Origin of the sequence: Phyllobacterium sophorae (genome assembly GCF_003010965.1) — a bacterium.
GTDB classification, from domain to species: domain Bacteria; phylum Pseudomonadota; class Alphaproteobacteria; order Rhizobiales; family Rhizobiaceae; genus Phyllobacterium; species Phyllobacterium sophorae.
Window position 1 is genome coordinate 39909 of sequence record NZ_PGGM01000020.1, and the last position, 16686, is coordinate 56594.

General features: G+C 56.6%; 18 protein-coding genes. 9 read left to right on the plus strand and 9 right to left on the minus strand.

Translation table 11 applies throughout. From position 1 onward, the window contains the following. Positions 1 to 59 precede the first annotated feature (59 nt). The gene (locus tag CU103_RS28680; protein ID WP_106667447.1) at positions 60 to 902 is read left to right on the plus strand and encodes an endonuclease/exonuclease/phosphatase family protein; all 843 of its coding nucleotides are present in this window, start codon (positions 60 to 62) and stop codon (positions 900 to 902) included. Here the strand turns inward: CU103_RS28680 and CU103_RS28685 are convergent. Then, positions 874 to 2334, minus strand: coding sequence for a phospholipase D-like domain-containing protein (locus tag CU103_RS28685; RefSeq protein ID WP_106667448.1), 1461 nt, complete (start codon positions 2332 to 2334; stop codon positions 874 to 876). The genes CU103_RS28680 and CU103_RS28685 overlap by 29 nt on opposite strands. Positions 2335 to 2351: 17 nt before the next feature. After that, the gene (locus tag CU103_RS28690) at positions 2352 to 3851 is read right to left on the minus strand and encodes a sensor histidine kinase (RefSeq protein ID WP_106667449.1); all 1500 of its coding nucleotides are present in this window, start codon (positions 3849 to 3851) and stop codon (positions 2352 to 2354) included. 479 nt (positions 3852 to 4330) lie between these two features. Between CU103_RS28690 and rpmH the strand changes: the two genes are divergently transcribed. The 4 genes from rpmH (at position 4331) to yihA (ending at position 7569) form a co-directional block, all read left to right on the plus strand. Continuing rightward, complete coding sequence (gene rpmH / locus CU103_RS28695; protein WP_040853797.1) at positions 4331 to 4465, plus strand: 50S ribosomal protein L34; 135 nt, start codon at positions 4331 to 4333, stop codon at positions 4463 to 4465. A gap of 47 nt (positions 4466 to 4512) precedes the next feature. Then, a complete protein-coding gene (gene rnpA, locus CU103_RS28700) occupies positions 4513 to 4875 on the plus strand; it encodes a ribonuclease P protein component (RefSeq protein WP_106667450.1) in 363 nt (120 codons plus the stop codon). Between the two features lie 34 nt (positions 4876 to 4909). Continuing rightward, positions 4910 to 6760, plus strand: coding sequence for a membrane protein insertase YidC (gene yidC, locus CU103_RS28705; RefSeq protein ID WP_106667451.1), 1851 nt, complete (start codon positions 4910 to 4912; stop codon positions 6758 to 6760). A gap of 137 nt (positions 6761 to 6897) precedes the next feature. Then, the gene (yihA, locus tag CU103_RS28710; protein ID WP_106667503.1) at positions 6898 to 7569 is read left to right on the plus strand and encodes a ribosome biogenesis GTP-binding protein YihA/YsxC; all 672 of its coding nucleotides are present in this window, start codon (positions 6898 to 6900) and stop codon (positions 7567 to 7569) included. A 90-nt stretch (positions 7570 to 7659) separates the two neighbouring features. Here the strand turns inward: yihA and CU103_RS28715 are convergent, their stop codons facing one another. The 3 genes from CU103_RS28715 to CU103_RS28725 form a co-directional block, all read right to left on the minus strand. Then, positions 7660 to 8211 (minus strand): fasciclin domain-containing protein, encoded by a 552-nt coding sequence (locus tag CU103_RS28715; protein ID WP_106667452.1) that lies wholly within the window; start codon positions 8209 to 8211, stop codon positions 7660 to 7662. Positions 8212 to 8317: 106 nt separating this feature from the next. Beyond that, positions 8318 to 9025, minus strand: a complete 708-nt coding sequence (locus CU103_RS28720) for an anti-sigma factor (protein WP_170117143.1) — start codon at positions 9023 to 9025, stop codon at positions 8318 to 8320. Continuing rightward, the gene (locus CU103_RS28725) at positions 9022 to 9561 is read right to left on the minus strand and encodes a sigma-70 family RNA polymerase sigma factor (RefSeq protein ID WP_106667454.1); all 540 of its coding nucleotides are present in this window, start codon (positions 9559 to 9561) and stop codon (positions 9022 to 9024) included. Before CU103_RS28725 ends, CU103_RS28720 begins: the two co-directional genes overlap by 4 nt. Before the next feature lie 168 nt (positions 9562 to 9729). Between CU103_RS28725 and argB the strand changes: the two genes are divergently transcribed. After that, a complete protein-coding gene (argB, locus tag CU103_RS28730; protein WP_106667455.1) occupies positions 9730 to 10632 on the plus strand; it encodes an acetylglutamate kinase in 903 nt (300 codons plus the stop codon). On the opposite strand, the gene CU103_RS28735 is transcribed toward argB, so the two are convergent. Next, positions 10633 to 11115 carry an Lrp/AsnC family transcriptional regulator gene (locus tag CU103_RS28735; RefSeq protein WP_106667456.1) on the minus strand — a complete coding sequence of 161 codons (483 nt, stop codon included), beginning with the start codon at positions 11113 to 11115 and terminating at the stop codon, positions 10633 to 10635. Positions 11116 to 11238: 123 nt separating this feature from the next. Here CU103_RS28735 and phhA point away from each other — a divergent pair, with 123 nt between their 5' ends. Then, the gene (gene phhA / locus CU103_RS28740) at positions 11239 to 12072 is read left to right on the plus strand and encodes a phenylalanine 4-monooxygenase (protein ID WP_106667457.1); all 834 of its coding nucleotides are present in this window, start codon (positions 11239 to 11241) and stop codon (positions 12070 to 12072) included. Positions 12073 to 12107: 35 nt separating this feature from the next. Here the strand turns inward: phhA and CU103_RS28745 are convergent, their stop codons facing one another. Further along, positions 12108 to 12863, minus strand: coding sequence for a GGDEF domain-containing protein (locus CU103_RS28745; protein WP_106667458.1), 756 nt, complete (start codon positions 12861 to 12863; stop codon positions 12108 to 12110). Between the two features lie 171 nt (positions 12864 to 13034). Between CU103_RS28745 and CU103_RS28750 the strand changes: the two genes are divergently transcribed. Continuing rightward, complete coding sequence (locus CU103_RS28750; protein WP_106667459.1) at positions 13035 to 13760, plus strand: pyrimidine 5'-nucleotidase; 726 nt, start codon at positions 13035 to 13037, stop codon at positions 13758 to 13760. Positions 13761 to 13765: 5 nt separating this feature from the next. Here CU103_RS28750 and CU103_RS28755 read toward each other — a convergent pair whose 3' ends face one another. After that, on the minus strand, positions 13766 to 14608 hold the full coding sequence (locus CU103_RS28755; protein WP_106667460.1) for an LOG family protein: 843 nt from the start codon (positions 14606 to 14608) through the stop codon (positions 13766 to 13768). Between the two features lie 149 nt (positions 14609 to 14757). Between CU103_RS28755 and dapD the strand changes: the two genes are divergently transcribed. Then, entirely contained in the window at positions 14758 to 15612 is an 855-nt protein-coding gene (gene dapD, locus CU103_RS28760; protein WP_106667461.1) for a 2,3,4,5-tetrahydropyridine-2,6-dicarboxylate N-succinyltransferase, read from the plus strand. Positions 15613 to 15654: 42 nt separating this feature from the next. On the opposite strand, the gene CU103_RS28765 is transcribed toward dapD, so the two are convergent. Next, positions 15655 to 16680 carry a 2-dehydropantoate 2-reductase gene (locus CU103_RS28765; RefSeq protein ID WP_106667462.1) on the minus strand — a complete coding sequence of 342 codons (1026 nt, stop codon included), beginning with the start codon at positions 16678 to 16680 and terminating at the stop codon, positions 15655 to 15657. Positions 16681 to 16686 lie beyond the last annotated feature (6 nt).

The window sequence follows — 16686 nt, forward strand, 5'->3', positions numbered from 1 at the left end:
AATCGCTTGCCATTCTATCGGTCCCGGCATATCTCTAGGCAATGGACAGCAGGAAGCCAATGCGGCACACCAGACCAAGCGTCTCCGCCAGCATTCTCGCCGCGGTCAGGAACCGCAACAAGCGCCCGACAGGCGTGACCCGAGTTGTGCGCGATGATTTGCTGATCGCATCCTATAATGTGCACAAATGCGTGGGCATCGATAAGAAGTTCGACCCCGACCGCATCGCCCACGTCATTGGCGAGATCGGCGCGGATGTCATTGCCATCCAGGAAGCTGACAAACGTTTTGGCGAAAGATCGGGACTTCTGGATTTGGCCCGGCTGCATCGCGAGAACAGCCTGGTTCCGGTTCCTGTGACGTCGCTTTATCCCAAGGGCCATGGCTGGCACGGCAATCTCCTGCTGTTTCGCGAAGGCGTTGTTCGCCGCGTTCAGCAGCTCGGGCTGCCGGGTCTTGAGCCGCGCGGCGCCTTGGTGGTTGACATCGACCTTGAGGCCGGACCCCTTCGCATCATCGCGGCCCATCTCGGATTGCTCAGGCATTCCCGGCAGCAGCAGTCTGAAGCTATCGTGCGAGCTGTTCACGCCGAGCCCTCGCGTCCAACGCTATTACTTGGTGATTTGAACGAATGGCGCGTGGGCAAGGGCTCCTCGCTTCACTTCCTGCACCCGATTTTCGATCCGGCGAAGAATGCAGTACCAAGCTTCCCGTCGCGGTTTCCTGTGCTGGCGCTCGATCGTGTTCTCGGCCATCCGCACAGTCTCGTCACAGCCATTGAGGTGCACGACACGCCATTGGCTCGTGTTGCTTCCGATCATTTACCAATCAAGGCTCATGTTAACCTGAAGTCGGCCTTGGCCGCGACGGAAGTCAGAGATAGGGCGATCCTAGCCAGATAATACGGTCGAGCAGACGTACCCAGAAGGAACGTGCGCGCAGACTTTGCAAGAGAACTGGCTTGGCCGAAGCCATCGCCATCTCGATGAGGCCCTCCACTTCGGAAGCGAACTGCGCATCCATGACCTCAAGATCCACTTCGAAGTTCAATCGCAAGGAACGCGGATCAAGATTGGACGAACCCACATAGGCCCACAGGCCGTCAATCGCCAGCAACTTGGAGTGGTTGAAATTGCCGCTGGCACGCCAGATACGGCAATGACCCTTTAGTATCTGATCAAACTGCGCGGTCATGGCGCGGTCGACCAGCTTAAGATTGTTGATCGCTGGGACGACGATGTCGACTTCCACTCCGCGACGCGCTGCAGTGACGAGCGCGCTGATCAATTCCCTGTCCGGCAGAAAATAGGGCGACATGATGCGTATACGCGTCTGGGCGATAGAAAATGCACCCATCAGCATGCGGTGATTGGCTTCAACGCTTCTGTCAGGACCGGAAGGTACGGCGCGGATGAAAACCGGTTCGCCAGCATGCTTCTCCGGCGTGGCGATGAGCCAGGGTTCACCCGACAGGACTTCCTTGGTGGTAAACCGCCAATCTTCCGAGGCGATATGGAAGAGATCCGTGACAATTGGGCCCGTGAGGCGGAAATGTGTATCACGCGCATTGTCTTCCCCGACAATCTCTGCGGAAAAACCCGCGCGAATGTTCATGCCGCCAGTAAAGGCGACCTTGCCGTCGACGATCATGATCTTTCTGTGGGTGCGAAGATTTGCGTAGGGTAGACGCAGTCCTATAATGATGTTGCCATTGAAGACGTCGACCTTGACACCATGCTTGGCAAGGTAGCCTACGATACTTGGGATGGAGTAGCGGGCACCAACAGAATCGATCAGTACACGGACCTTTACACCGCGCTTGACGGCCGCGATCAGTGCATTGGCCAGTCGCAGCCCAATCTTGTCACGGTCGAAAATATAGGTCTCGACGAGGATGCTGCGCTTGGCTCCCCCGATCGCGTCGAGCATGGCTTGATAGGCTTCATCGCCACTTTGCAGCATGTCAATGTCATTGCCCGTTGTCAGCCTGCATCGGCTGACCCGGTCACCCAAGGTTTTCATTGCGACAAATCGCTTCTCGAAATGCGCAAGGATATTTTCCGCGCTCGCATCGAAGCGCATGAAATGGTCCTGACCGATCTCATGCAGGAAGGCGCGTTGCGATGAGATCGAGGAGCGCCTGATGCGATTGATACCGGCGACCGCATAAATAACTGCGCCAATGACCGGTGAGAGGATGATCACGCCGACCCAGCCAATGGCAGCGCGAACCTCTTCCTTGGTCATCGTTGCGTGGATAGCCGCTGGTACGCCAAGGACGATAGACAACACAAAGAGGATTTGCGGCCAATAGGTAGGGAGGTAATCAGCCATTGCTGGAGGATTTCATGTCAAGACATCGAATCCCGGCGCGAGCGCCATTCGGCCAGCGAGACCGGCTGGTCGGGTATGCGGATCTCAAAACTCGTTCCTGCGACTTCACCCTCACGCAATTCAATCGTTCCCCCATGAGCCCGCACCAGTTCATGTACAATAGCAAGTCCAAGGCCAGTACCGCCAGAGCGGGCCGAGCCTTTAAAAGCCGTGAACAGATTTTCGCGCGCCTTGAGCGGCAGGCCAGGCCCTGTGTCTTCGACACCGATAATCGATGTTGTGCCGATCTGTCCGGCAGTAATTGTCAACCGCTTGACCACAGACGCGTCACCGCGGGTGTCGCCGCCCATCGCCTGGACCGAGTTGCGGCAAAGATTGGAGATAATGCGGAAGAATTGATCGGGATCGACGTCAATTTCGAACGACTCCGGCACCAGGTTTCTGAACTCAATCCCGGACTTCGCGTCAAGATTGAGCATTTCCTCGACGTCGCTAACGACCGTGCGCAACTTCACCCGCCTGCGCTGCGGTGGCGCTTCCTGCGTGCCGCCATAGGCAAGAACCGTCTGCGAATAGTTGATTGCGCGGTCGATGGTGCGCACCAATTTTGGCACGAAACGCTGGATCGCCGGATCGCTGGTGTTGGCAAGATGGTCGGACATGAGTTGGGCGGATGCCAGTATATTGCGCATGTCGTGATTGATCTTGGAAACGGCGAGGCCGAGATCGGCGAGGTGCTTCTGTTCCGAAAGCGTGCGCTGCAATTGGCGCTGCATGTCGGCCAGTTCGCGCTGGGCGATGCCCAGTTCGTCCTCGCGTTGCTCTGGCTTGATGATCTTTTGCGGGTCATCGGGCGCTTGCGCAAAGGCCAGCATATTGGCACTCATCCGCTGGATAGGGCGGATCAGCAGGCGGCTGATGGTAAGAAAGACTAGGCTTGCGGTAATTAGCGAGATGAAAAGTGAGATCAACGCAACGTTACGGGCATAGCGCAGCATCGCGTTGCGCAAGGGCGCGTCGGAAGTCAACAGTTCAATTATTTTTCCGGTGTCCCCGACCGGACCATAGACCCGGATGACGCGATGCCCGCCATTGACAAGCGTATCGAAGGCATCACGGATCATCGTGACGGGATCAGTCACCGTAATATCGATGTGTTTGTCGACTTTTGAGGGCATTTCGGAAACCGCCAGGAGACGCGATGCACCCTTTTCGCGCAGTACGATTGCTTTCGTGCCGGTTGCCAGCAGTACGTCATCCTGCACCGACTGTGGAATGTCTTTGTCATCACTCGCTGCAAGAACAACACTGGCCGCCGCGACCGTATTGAGGCGGTCGGACAGCCAGCGAATTCGCATGTCGGCCATGGTAGGTACAAAAATCATCACTTCGGCCAACAGACCGAAGAGGAGCGTGAGACGCAGCAGCTTACCCGACAGTCGCTTCAAGACGGGCAAACGCTGGCCGGCATGAAGCTCCATGTCCATTTTTTCTGGCTTTTGCTGGCTTGCGGTCATTTGTGCTCCGTCGCCGTTTGATGTAGGTCAAACGCCTTGCCGGCACAATAGAGCCTTTCTTACCTGGATAAAAGCGTTCTGCCGGAGCGAATTCGCAACAAGGTCAAGGGGTTTGGCCCGAAATTATCCGGCCCGCTGGTGGAGTACGACCAGGGGGTTTGACGGTTTGTTAATTGTCTCGGCTGCCAACGGCGGCGTCCGATGCAAAACATTGGCCTACCCAGCTTCCGGATCGACTGTCTCGCCATCCGGGAACAGGACCGGCTCTGGCCAGACAAGAAAGGCCAGATCCAGTTGCTCGATTTTGCCTGTTTTTGAATCACGTCAATCAATTGACTTATCAGCATCTGCCCTCTATAAGCCGCGCACGTCCGGGTTGACCGCCCCGGCGGCGTATTCTTATGCGCCAATGGCGGTCCTGATATGCTCCTGTCAAAGAACAGACCACAAGAAGGGCCGCACACCGCGGTATTTAACAAATGAAGCGTACTTATCAGCCATCCAAACTTGTCCGCGCACGTCGTCACGGGTTCCGCGCCCGCATGGCAACGGCAGGCGGCCGCAAGGTAATTGCAGCGCGTCGCGCTCGTGGTCGCAAGCGGTTGTCGGCATAAGGCGATCCGCGCGGATTCGTGCGGTTGGCCAAAGTTGGCACTACAGAATGAATGAGCAAAAACCACTCCGCCTTCGCAAGAGAGCGGAGTTTTTGGCTGTTCGGAACGGAGAGAAGCGCCGCGGCGTTTATTTTCTGCTGGAGGTCAAGGAGCGCGAGGATCGGGGTGGTCCGCCGCGCGTTGGTTTTACGGTCACCAAGAAGAACGGCAATGCCGTTATCCGCAATCGCATCAGGCGCCGCCTTCGAGAGGCCGTGCGCGTCAATGTTGCAGATGACATGCAACCCGGAACCGACTATGTGATCGTTGCTCGCCGTGACGCGCTTGATGCGCCGTTTACGGATCTGACCCGGGAACTCTCGAAACGGGTTTCCAAGAAAACACAGACTCGGCGTTCCACGAAGCCTTAACCGGCGCGGCAGGACCCGACCCCAAGGACTGACAATGGAAACGAACCGTAATTTCTTTATCACCATTGCCTTGTCCATTGTGATCCTGACGCTTTGGCAGGTGTTCTACATGAACCCCAAGATCGAAGCGCAGCGCGAACAGGCCCAGATCGAGGCCACGCGGCAAGGACAGACGCGCGTTGACGGGCAGGCAAGCACGCCTGCGGGAACGACTGCTGAGGGAACGACGAACCTGCCAGCATCGACGCCTGCAACTCCCGGCGCGAATATCCCCGGCCAGTCACAGGATGCTGTCCAGGCAGGCAGCCTGACCCGTGCCGCTGCCCTTGGTCAGTCCAGCCGTGTCAAGATCGACACACCGAGCCTTCGCGGCTCCATCAGCCTGACGGGCGCGCGTCTCGATGATTTGCAGCTGAAGGAATATCACGAGACCGTCGACGACAGTTCGCCGAATATCGAACTCTTGAGCCCAGCAGCGCTGGCTGATGGCTATTTCGCCGAGATCGGCTTCACCGGCAATGATCTGACAGGCACCGTTCCCGGTCCGGCGACGGTCTGGACCGTCGAGGGCAACAATACATTGACGCCGTCTACGCCTGTTACGCTGGCTTTCACCAATGAGAAGGGCCTCACCTTCAAGCGTACCTTCAGCGTCGATGACCACTACATGTTCACCGTCAAGGACGTGGTGGCCAATGGAGCCACTGCACCGGTCTCGCTTGCCTCGTATGGCCGCGTCACACGTTTCTCGAAGCCCCTGCATGCGAGCACCTATGTTCTGCACGAAGGTCCGATCGGTGTGATTGGCGATGACGGCCTGCAGGAATACACCTTCGCCAAGATCGAGAAAGAGAAGGAAGTCTCGCTGCCAAAGGCGACGACCGGTGGCTGGATTGGCATCACCGACAAATACTGGGCGGCGACGCTCATCCCCTCGGCAGCCAAGCCATTCCAGGCGCGCATGTCCTATTTTGAAGACGGACGCCCGCGGTTTCAGAGCGACTATCTATCCGATCCGACGACGATCGAGCCAGGCCAGTCGGCAACCATTGAGAATCTCATCTTTGCCGGTGCCAAGGAAGTCGGCAAGATCAATGCCTATGAAAAGGAACGCAACATCCGCCAGTTCGAACTGCTGATCGACTGGGGCTGGTTCTATTTCATCACCAAGCCAATGTTCTACCTGATCGACTGGCTCTACAAGGCTATCGGCAACTTCGGTGTCGCCATCCTCGTAGTAACGGTTCTGCTGAAGGCGGTGTTCTTCCCGCTTGCCAACAAGTCCTATGCATCCATGGCGCGCATGAAGCTCGTGCAGCCAAAAATGACCGAAATCCGCGAGAAATATGCGGACGACAAGGTCAAGCAGCAGCAGGCGATGATGGAACTGTACAAGACGGAGAAGATCAATCCGATCGCCGGTTGCTGGCCGATCCTGATCCAGATCCCGGTTTTCTTCGCGCTCTACAAAGTGCTCTACGTCACCATCGAAATGCGCCATGCGCCGTTCTTTGGCTGGATCCAGGACCTGGCAGCGCCGGATCCGACATCGCTGTTCAACCTCTTCGGGCTGTTGCCATGGGCTGTTCCGGCCTACCTGATGATCGGTGTCTGGCCGCTGATCATGGGCGTGACGATGTTCCTGCAGATGCGCATGAACCCCACTCCGCCCGATCCGACACAGCAGATGATCTTCAACTGGATGCCGCTGATTTTCACGTTCATGCTGTCGAGCTTCCCGGCCGGCCTGGTCATCTATTGGGCTTGGAACAACACATTGTCGATCATCCAGCAGGGCATCATCATGAAGCGCCAGGGTGTGAAGGTCGAGTTGTGGGACAACCTTGCAGGGATGTTCAAGAAAAAGCCCAAGCCGGCTGAATAAACGGGTTTCCCGGTTGCCTATGGAGTATAAAGCCCCCGGCCTGACCGGGGGCTTTTGTTTTGCTGCAGTTGACAAGGTGCCTATAAACATTGATTGCAGGTCGTATGCGACATGCCGAGATACGGACGGAAGAAAAATTGAGCGAAGCGCAGGAAACGACAAACAGGCTGATCGAGACGGGCAGATTGCTCTTCGCGCAGGGCTGGGTATTCATCCGCGGCGTTCCCGCCATGAAATTTCTGCCGCCAGAAGGCCCGCTTGAGATAGCCTTCGCCGGCCGGTCCAACGTGGGCAAATCCTCGCTGATCAATGCGATCATCGGCCAGAAAGGCCTGGCTCGCACATCGAACACGCCTGGGCGAACTCAGGAACTCAACTATTTCGTTCCAGAAGGTCATTCGGGCGAAAATGGCGATCTTCCGCCACTCGCCATCGTCGATATGCCTGGCTATGGCTTTGCCGAAGCGCCGAAAGAACAGGTCGATGCCTGGACCCGACTCGTCTTCGATTATCTGCGGGGCAGGACGACGCTCAAGCGCGTCTATGTTCTTATCGATGCCCGGCACGGCGTGAAGAAGAACGATGCCGAGGTGCTGGATCTTCTCGATCGTGCCGCCGTCTCCTACCAGATCGTTCTAACCAAGATCGACAAGATCAAGGCTGCAGGTGTACCGCGCCTCATGGAGGAAACAGCCCAGGTCATCAAGAAGCGTGCTGCGGCCTATCCGGTGATTTTGGCGACATCATCTGAGAAAGGCGCAGGGCTGGACGAGTTGCGCGCTGCCATCGCCTTGCTGCTCGAAGAATAGCTGCTGGCATAAAAAGGCCCCGCATCAATCCAGGACAATGCGGGGCATTTGTGCAGGTGCCCGTCTGCACAATCAGGTAAGTTTTCCAAATTACATTTTCGGCAAGAGAACCTTGTCAATCACGTGGATGACACCGTTCGACTGCTTGACGTCAGCAATTGTCACATTGGCGACGGTTCCGTTTTCATCGGTGAGAGTGAGCCTCTTGCCCTTGTACTTGGCGGTCCATACGCAGCCGCCAACAGTCTTGACCGGATGGGCGCCTTCGTCATCATCAACCATTTTCATGATGGTCTTGGCGGAGGCATCAGCCGCGACCACATGACAGGTCAGAATCTTGGCCAATCTGTCCTTGTTTTCCGGCTTGAGCAGCGTTTCCACCGTTCCCTTGGGAAGTTGCGCGAATGCAGCGTTGGTCGGCGCGAACACGGTGAAAGGACCTTTGCCCTGAAGGGTTCCGACGAGACCGGCTGCCTTGACCGCGGCAACCAGCGTCGTGTGATCCTTTGAGTTCACCGCATTCTCGATGATGTTCTTGTTCGCGTACATCGGGGCACCGCCCACGGTCGGGTTCTTGGCGAAGGCAGCGCCGGCAATCAGGACCGTTGAAAGTGCGATCAGGCGAAGTGATTTGGTTAACATCTCTATCTCCACTGTTTGTTTCCCCTCGGATGAGGTCAGCGAAGATACGGAAGGCTGCAGATATAAGTTTCAGCCGGGTGTGTTTATTATTGTGAGGGAAGGTTGTTTAGATGCCGCGAACCGTGCCAGCTGCAACGATTGCACCCGTGGGAGCTCCGCCGGGCGCGCCACCGGCAGGTTCAACGGTGATCGCCAATGTCGTACCATCGCGCAACTTTGCAGAAACGGGCTGAGGCAGATCGAATTCCGTCACTTGCGGCGATTTTATCAGGCCGAGTGAAACCGGAGCCTCGTTTCCGGCGATCAACCATAGTTCGAGTGACTTGTCCTGCGGGATGTCACCGGAAACCAATGTCATTTTCAGTTTTTTCGTCTGTTCGTCGAAGATCGCCAGGGTACGGACGGGGCTTCCTGCGGACTCCAGGGACGCCACCAGCTGAGGGCTGGTTGCGCGAGGCTCGATCAGATCGCGGCCAAAACCAATGACAGCAAGGGCGAGGGCGGCGAAAGCGAGTCCGCGCCAGAAAATGACGCTGGTCCACAACGGCATGCTGGCCAGGGTCGGTTCCGTTCCGAACAGGCGATGGTCAATCTGGCTTTTCAGGTGGTGCGGAGCGGCAACCGGTGCAAACTGATCGTTCAACGGGTCGAAATGCTGCTGCCAACGCGCCACGAGCTGCGCAAAAGGCTTGTCCGTTTCGATACGGCGCGCAACCTCGCGCCGCTCCTCGGCAGGGAGCACGCCCAGCACATACTCGGCGGCAATGAGATCATCGCCTTCCGGGATTGTGTCTTCGGGTGGGGTCGGGCTCATTTCTCCAGGCATTCCTTCAGTTTCAACAGGCTGCGGCGCAGCCAGGTTCTCATCGTATTCAAAGGCACATTGTAGCGTCTTGCCAATGCCTCGTAACTGTCGCCGTTCAGATAGGCGCCACGGACCGCGTCGGCTCGCATAGTATCGAGCTGGCCAAGGCAATCGTAGATGCGTCGCGCTTCGCCGGTGGCCATCGCGGATTGTTCGGGATTGGGTGACGGCTCGGCCACGTCCACTGCCTGATCCAGCTCTGCTGCGGCAGGCTTACGCGCGCGCAGCACATCGATGCAGTGATTGCGGGCTATCGCGACCAGCCATGAAATCGGGCTCGTGCCGGCGACGGCAAATCGATCTGCTTTGTTCCATATCTTGACGTAAATATCCTGCAGCGCGTCTTCTGCTTCCGTCCGGTTACCCAAGATACGCAGACAGACGCCAAAAAGTTTCGCGCTCGTTGACGTGTAAAGCGCATCGAAAGCCGCCCGGTCTCGAAGTGAGACCCGCGAGATCAGCTCCGATATGCCTTCAGGCGTCATGGGAATGGCGTTTCCAGCGTCTTGTTCGCGTAATTTAAATCTGGCGACGGGTTGCACTGTCAATGGCACGTCTACAAAAACGTTGGCGAGCAGCCTAAATCATGTTTGCTCGAACCCGTCTTTAGCGTTAAGAACCCCCGTCCTTCCCAAGCCGGAGCCTGCGCATCCATGTCCTCCACGTCCGACGCCGATCAAACCGCCGAAATCCAGGCAAATCTTCTCTCTGCCGCTCTGCCCTATATGCAGCGCTATGAAAACAAGACCGTGGTCGTGAAGTATGGCGGCCATGCCATGGGTGACGCCACACTTGGCAAGGCTTTTGCCCGCGATATTGCGCTTCTGAAACAATCAGGCATCAATCCCATTGTCGTTCATGGCGGCGGCCCGCAGATCGCATCCATGCTGGCGCGAATGGGCATTGAATCTAAATTCGAGGGCGGCCTGCGGGTCACCGACGCGAAGACGCTGGAAATCGTTGAAATGGTTCTGGCCGGCTCGATCAACAAGGAAATCGTTGCACTCATCAATGCCGAAGGGGAGTGGGCGATTGGTCTGTGCGGTAAGGACGGCAACATGGTCTTTGCCGAAAAGGCCAAGAAAACCGTGATAGATCCTGACTCCAACATTGAAAAGATCGTCGACCTCGGTTTCGTTGGGGAACCCGTGGAGATCGATCGTACGCTGTTGGACCTGCTCGCCCGTTCCGAAATGATCCCGGTCATCGCCCCCGTCGCGCCGGGCCGTGACGGACATACTTACAATATCAATGCCGATACTTTCGCGGGTGCCATTGCGGGTGCGCTTGCAGCTTCTCGGCTTCTTTTCCTGACTGACGTGCCAGGTGTACTCGACGGGAACAAGGAACTGATCAAGGAGCTTTCCGTTGGCCAGGCGCGCGCCCTTATCAAGGATGGTACGATCTCTGGCGGCATGATTCCAAAGGTGGAAACATGCATCGATGCGATCAATCGCGGCGTCGAGGGCGTCGTCATCCTCAATGGCAAGACGCCGCATTCGGTTCTGCTCGAACTCTTCACCGAGCGCGGCGCGGGAACTCTAATCGTTCCCTGATCACCTCTTGAGGTGATCCAGCGGGATCTTTCCCGGTCCCTTGATATTCTGCAGGACGAGCTGGGTGTGCACGTCGCGCACACCCTTCAGCCGCATCAACCTGTGCATGACGAAATCATTGAGATCGTCCACAGTTGGCACCATGACGTGCAACAGGAAATCGTGCTCACCCGTCATGGTCCAGCAGGAGGAAACCTCGTCCATGCGCTGGATCTCGGCGATGAAGCGCTCGGGTGAGTCGTCACTGTGTGTATTGAGGCGGACCTGCACAAAGACCTCGACCATGAGCCCTATCGCCCGCCTGTCAATGTTGGCGGCGAAGCCCTTGATGACGCCACTCTCCTGAAGGTGTTCGAAGCGCCGTGCGCAGGGCGTCGCCGACAGGCCGATCATTTGTGCAAGATCCGTTACTGCAATGCGCCCATTGCCCTGCAGGATTTGCAGCATCTTTATTTCAAAGTCGCTCAATTGAGGGGATGTCACTCAGTTTTCTCCATAATAAGAGATAGTTCACCCAAAATAATGCGCTATTGAGCTGTTTAGGTCAAATTCTCTCGTTTTCCCGTTTTATCCTGTTGGAAAGAACGAGGATTGGAGGAGCATCCTATGACTATCAGTATTGAAGCCTATGCCCGCGAATGTGCGGAGCAGGGGTTGCGTGGCAATTACGCAGTGTGCCAACCGGATTTCACCGTTGAGCAGCAATACGGCTACTCGGATGAGGATCAGGAAGTGTGGCGCACCCTATGCGATCGTCAGACGAAATTGACGTCGAAGCTCGCCCATCACAGTTATCTCGACGGCGTGGACGCGCTCGGCCTGCTGGACCGCATTCCGGATTTCCATGAGGTCAGCGAGCGGCTGCGCAAATTGACCGGATGGGAAATTGTCGCCGTCCCGGGATTGATCCCGAACGAGCCGTTTTTCGATCATCTCGCCAATCGGCGCTTTCCGGTGACGAACTGGCTGCGAAGCAAGAAGGAACTCGACTATATCGTCGAACCGGACATGTTCCACGACTTCTTTGGCCATGTGCCGATCCTGAGTCAGCCAATCTTTGCCGATTTCATGCAGCTATACGGCGAAAAGGGTGGTGCCGCATCACGCATGGGCGGCGAACAGCTTGCGGCTCGGCTTTACTGGTATACGGCTGAGTTTGGGCTGATGAGAGAGGAGGGTGCACCGCTCAAGGCGTTTGGCGCTGGCCTCATGTCTTCATTCAGCGAGTTACAGTTTGCTGTCACAAGCCCGGATGCGCATCATGTGCCGTTCGACCTGGAGACAGTGATGCACACCAGCTATGAAATCGACAAATTCCAACGGGCCTATTTCGTCCTGCCATCGTTTGCAGCGCTGAAAGATGCCTTCGAAAAGGCTGATATGGCGAAGTTGATTGCGCGCTGGAAAGACGTGGAGCCGCTGGACCCGGCGACCGTCTGACGCTATCCGGCAACCGGTCCGCCGGTTGCCGCCCCTCAAGCTGCGTTTTTGATATTGGACTGAACACACACGCAGTTGCGGCCGTTGCGCTTGGCTTCATAAAGCCTGCGGTCCGCAATCTGGAAAAAGTCGGCTATGGAGCCTTTCGACATGCCGACGACGCCGCCAATGCTGACGCTGAGCGGTACGCGTTGATTCTCGGGAGTCCGGAATTCAATCCTGGTTACTTCTTCGCGAATGGTTTCGGCAATTGATTTCACCTGGCTCTCATCGTCCGTCGCAAGATAAACTGCGAATTCTTCGCCGCCGATGCGCGCGATACTGTCCTGCAGGCCAACACAGGTAGTGATACATTGCGCGATGGCCATCAGGGCACCGTCACCATTGTAGTGGCCGTGCAAATCATTGATTTTCTTGAAATGATCAGCGTCGATGATCAGCAGGGAACCGGCCAGCTGTGCTCGCGCCCCGTCCACGTAGTTGAAGAAGGCCTCGCGATTGAGCAGGCCCGTCATGCTGTCGCGTGACGATTTTTCAAAGAGTTTGGCATTGGTGATCTCCAGCTCTTGCATGACCCGGTTGAGCGTTTCAAGCGTCAGCCGCAATTTCTCGGCCTGCCGGAAAACAAGGAAGGAGATGGCCGGAGAGATCAGCAGCGGACAGACAGTTGCGATCATGTATCCCCGCGGGTCGTGCATGTCATTGGCGGCCATGAGGGCGCCCGTGATCAGCAGAGAGCACGTTACCGAAATGACCATGACCATTGCACATTTGAAGAGAATTCTGGACATCGGACCTCTTGAACCAATTTCAGGTACTACGACGAATTGATGAAGCGCCTGTTAGCAGAAAATTTAAAAACGGTCGTAGTTCAGACTTTTTTCGTCTATTGATTCGGGAGCGAAACAGATTTTCTTGCATCTGATTTTGCGTCTTGAGAAACGGCGGAACCTGAATCGCATATGACAAACCAACCTGATCCACTGAATTTTGCCCATGTGACCGACTGGGTCTTCGATCTCGACAATACCCTTTACCCGCATCATTCCAATCTGTTTTCCCAGATCGATGTGAAGATGACGGGATATGTCGCAGATCTCCTGAAGCTATCCCACACGGATGCGCGCGAGCTCCAGAAGCGGTTTTACAAGGATTATGGTACCACGCTCAAAGGGCTGATGGACCGTTACGATATCGATCCGGATGATTTTCTGCAGAAGGTCCACGACATCGACTATTCCTGGCTGGTGCCCGATCCGTCCTTGGCAACTGCCATCAAGCAATTGCCGGGCCGCAAATTCATCTTCACCAATGGTGATCGCGGTCATGCAGAACGTGCAGCGCGCCAGCTTGGCGTTCTCGAACAGTTCGACGATATTTTCGATATCGTGGCTGCAGAATTAACCCCGAAGCCCGCCCGTGAAACCTATGACCGGTTTCTCGATATGCACAAGATCGAGGCGGCAAGCAGCGTGATGTTCGAAGACCTTGCACGCAATCTCGTTGAACCGAAAGCCTTGGGGATGACCACGGTCTTGATCGTTCCCCACAATTTCGAACCGACATTTTCGGAGATATGGGAACGTGATCCGGGCAATACGGACCACGTCGACTATGTCACGGACAACCTTTCCTCGTTTCTCAATTCAATCCTGCCACGGCCGGTGAATGTGAGCGAGACTGTCTGATACCGTCAATCCAATTCGTAAAAGGTTCGGATCACTTCCCAGGCTTGCTCTGCCTTGTCGACAAAGGTTATCAACTCGCGGTCTGATGGTGAAATAACCCCTTGGTCGACCAGAAAATCGAAGTTGATCGCTTTTTCCCAGAATGATTTGCCGAACAGCAGGAAGGGAATGCGCTCCATACGGCCCGTCTGAATAAGCGTAAGCGCTTCAAACGTCTCGTCCATGGTGCCGAAGCCTCCCGGGAAGATGGCCATGGCTTTGGCGCGCATCAAAAAGTGCATTTTGCGGATGGCGAAATAGTGAAAATTGAAGCAGAGTTCGGGTGTGACATAGGCATTTGGCGTCTGTTCATGTGGCAGAACGATGTTGAGACCGATCGTCGGCGCACCGACATCGGCTGCGCCGCGATTGCCGGCTTCCATCACCCCTGGACCTCCGCCGGTGACTACAACGAACTCGCGATTGTATGTGGTCGAAGAGTAGATCGAGCATAGTTGCGCGAACTTGCGCGCCTCGGCGTAATAATGGGAATTGGCTTCGAGGTTTTTCTTCTGTGTTTCGTTCTTGGCGGCCCAGGCAGCCCCGCCCGGCTCAGGAATGCGGGCTCCGCCGAACATGACAACTGTCGAGCGGATACCGCGCTCGGCGAGAGCCATTTCCGGCTTCAGCAATTCCAGTTGAAGCCGGACCGCGCGCAGGTCGCGGCGTGTCATGAACTCGGGGTCGGCGAAGGCCAGACGGTAAGTGTCCGATTGGGTTTGCGGCGTTTCCGGTGCGGTTTCGACGCGGCGGACCGCCTCGGAGGAGTGCGAGAATGGCGTCCAGCTATTTTTTTCATCGGTATTCAATTGTTCTACTCCTTCTGCGGAAACGCATGGCGCTTACAGAAAATCCGTTCGTGATCCAACATGGTAACGCTGAGATTGACCCTCTCCCAGACTTAACTTACTAGCCCTTATCGTTAGTCTATCCGCCCGTGTAATGGAGTGATGTGAAAATGTCCAAGCCCGATCTGACCAGTCTCGAAATGACGATCGACAAGGCCTTCGATGAACGCGATGCCGTCAGCACCGAAACGCGCGGCGAAATTCGCGAAGCCGTCGAAACGTCTTTGCTTTTGCTCGATAGCGGTACGGTACGCGTTGCCGAGAAGCAGTCAGATGGGGTCTGGAAGACCAATCAATGGCTCAAAAAGGCAGTTCTTCTGTCGTTCCGCCTCAATCCGATGGGCATCATCGAGGGCGGTCCAGGCGGCGCAGCCTGGTGGGACAAGGTGCCCTCGAAATTCGACGGCTGGGGCGCGACTGAGTTCACCAAGGCGGGTATCCGCACAGTCCCGAGCGCGATCGTCCGCCGCTCGGCCTATATCGCACCGGGGGTGATTCTGATGCCGTCCTTCGTCAATCTCGGCGCCTATGTCGACGAGGGTACAATGGTCGATACCTGGGCGGGCGTGGGTTCGTGTGCGCAGATCGGCAAGCATGTGCATCTTTCCGGCGGCGTTGGCATCGGCGGCGTTCTGGAGCCGATGCAGGCAGGACCAACGATCATCGAAGACAATTGCTTCATCGGGGCACGTTCCGAAGTGGTTGAGGGGTGCATTGTCCGCGAAGGTGCTGTCCTCGGCATGGGCGTGTTCATCGGCAAGTCGACAAAGATTGTTGACCGCGCGACCGGCGAGATTTTCTACGGGGAAGTTCCGCCTTATTCGGTGGTGGTCGCTGGTACATTGCCGGGCAAGCCATTCCCGAATGGCCAGCCGGGGCCGGGCCTCTACTGCGCGGTTATCGTCAAGCGCGTCGATGAAAAGACCCGTTCAAAGACATCGATCAACGAACTGCTGCGCGAATGATATTGATATGCGGAGGGGCCCTGGCCCCTCTCCGGCGGACCTTCAGCCGGGTGCTGCCCTAATCTCCTCAACCGAATGGCTCCGCAGGGGCTTGCCCTCTGCTTGCTTCACACGGGCGACCACTTTGCGGGTGAGCGGGACTGCAATATTCTTTCCAGCCGCCAATCGAACGATCTCACCCTGCAGGTAATCAATTTCAGTGGGGCGTCCGCGTGAAAAATCCTCCCACATGGACGAACGCGCTCTCGGGTCGATGGCGAGCATTTTTCGTGCGATAGCACGGAAAAGAAAATTTGGCAGCCGTAGTATCCAGAGAAGCAGCGCCGGCGATACGCCCTGGATCTTGGAGGGAGTGATACCATGCGCCTTCATAACCTCCAGACCTTCGCTCATCTGATCGGCCAGAAGCAGTCGCCACTTTCGATCGGCAAGCTGTGCCGCAAGTGGTAAATTCGACAAGGCATTGAGCGCGTTGTTGAGGTTCATCAATAGCTTGCCCCAGAGGACGCCCTGCATATCCGGGTCCTCGTTGACTGCAAGGCCGGGAACGGAGAGAAATTCCGCCAAATCGTCCAGCATGTCGTCGATCAGGATCGTTCCCCCCGTCGTTCGCCTGACCGTCAACGGGACGTCGTCCGGGTCGGATTGTACGACGTTGAACGGCACCATCCCCGAAATCACACGCGTCTTGGCAGGCAGATACTGACGCAACACCCCGGCGTTATTCACGCCATTCTGCAGGCTGGCCACGATTGCCGCTGCGGGCGCATTTTTGGCGATCAACTTGGCCATTTCCTCGGTCGCGCCGCTCTTGACAGCCACGAGGATGATGTCGGCTCTTCCGAAGGCCACTGCAGGGTCGCTCGCCAGGGAAAAGTGCTCTGGCCCGACCTGCCGCGCCGTACCATCCAGATCGATGATCTTGAGTCCTTGCCGCTTGAGTGTGGCCTCGATCCGCGGTCGCGTCAGGAAGGTTACCCTCTTTCCCGCTGCGGCAAGACAACCGCCGGCATAGCAGCCAATCGAACCGGCGCCGGCAATGACAACCCGGCTGTCACTTGCGATCATCGTCTT

Coding starts and splice junctions, on each gene's coding strand:
- CU103_RS28680 (WP_106667447.1), top strand. CDS start 60: ATGCGGCACACCAGACCAAGCGTCTCCGCCAGCATTCTCGCCGCGGTC.
- phhA (WP_106667457.1), top strand. CDS start 11,239: ATGACTATCAGTATTGAAGCCTATGCCCGCGAATGTGCGGAGCAGGGG.
- rpmH (WP_040853797.1), top strand. CDS start 4,331: ATGAAGCGTACTTATCAGCCATCCAAACTTGTCCGCGCACGTCGTCAC.
- CU103_RS28685 (WP_106667448.1), bottom strand. CDS start 2,334: ATGGCTGATTACCTCCCTACCTATTGGCCGCAAATCCTCTTTGTGTTG.
- rnpA (WP_106667450.1), top strand. CDS start 4,513: ATGAATGAGCAAAAACCACTCCGCCTTCGCAAGAGAGCGGAGTTTTTG.
- CU103_RS28720 (WP_170117143.1), bottom strand. CDS start 9,025: ATGAGCCCGACCCCACCCGAAGACACAATCCCGGAAGGCGATGATCTC.
- CU103_RS28765 (WP_106667462.1), bottom strand. CDS start 16,680: ATGATCGCAAGTGACAGCCGGGTTGTCATTGCCGGCGCCGGTTCGATT.
- CU103_RS28690 (WP_106667449.1), bottom strand. CDS start 3,851: ATGACCGCAAGCCAGCAAAAGCCAGAAAAAATGGACATGGAGCTTCAT.
- argB (WP_106667455.1), top strand. CDS start 9,730: ATGTCCTCCACGTCCGACGCCGATCAAACCGCCGAAATCCAGGCAAAT.
- yidC (WP_106667451.1), top strand. CDS start 4,910: ATGGAAACGAACCGTAATTTCTTTATCACCATTGCCTTGTCCATTGTG.
- CU103_RS28745 (WP_106667458.1), bottom strand. CDS start 12,863: ATGTCCAGAATTCTCTTCAAATGTGCAATGGTCATGGTCATTTCGGTA.
- CU103_RS28715 (WP_106667452.1), bottom strand. CDS start 8,211: ATGTTAACCAAATCACTTCGCCTGATCGCACTTTCAACGGTCCTGATT.
- dapD (WP_106667461.1), top strand. CDS start 14,758: ATGTCCAAGCCCGATCTGACCAGTCTCGAAATGACGATCGACAAGGCC.
- CU103_RS28750 (WP_106667459.1), top strand. CDS start 13,035: ATGACAAACCAACCTGATCCACTGAATTTTGCCCATGTGACCGACTGG.
- CU103_RS28725 (WP_106667454.1), bottom strand. CDS start 9,561: ATGACGCCTGAAGGCATATCGGAGCTGATCTCGCGGGTCTCACTTCGA.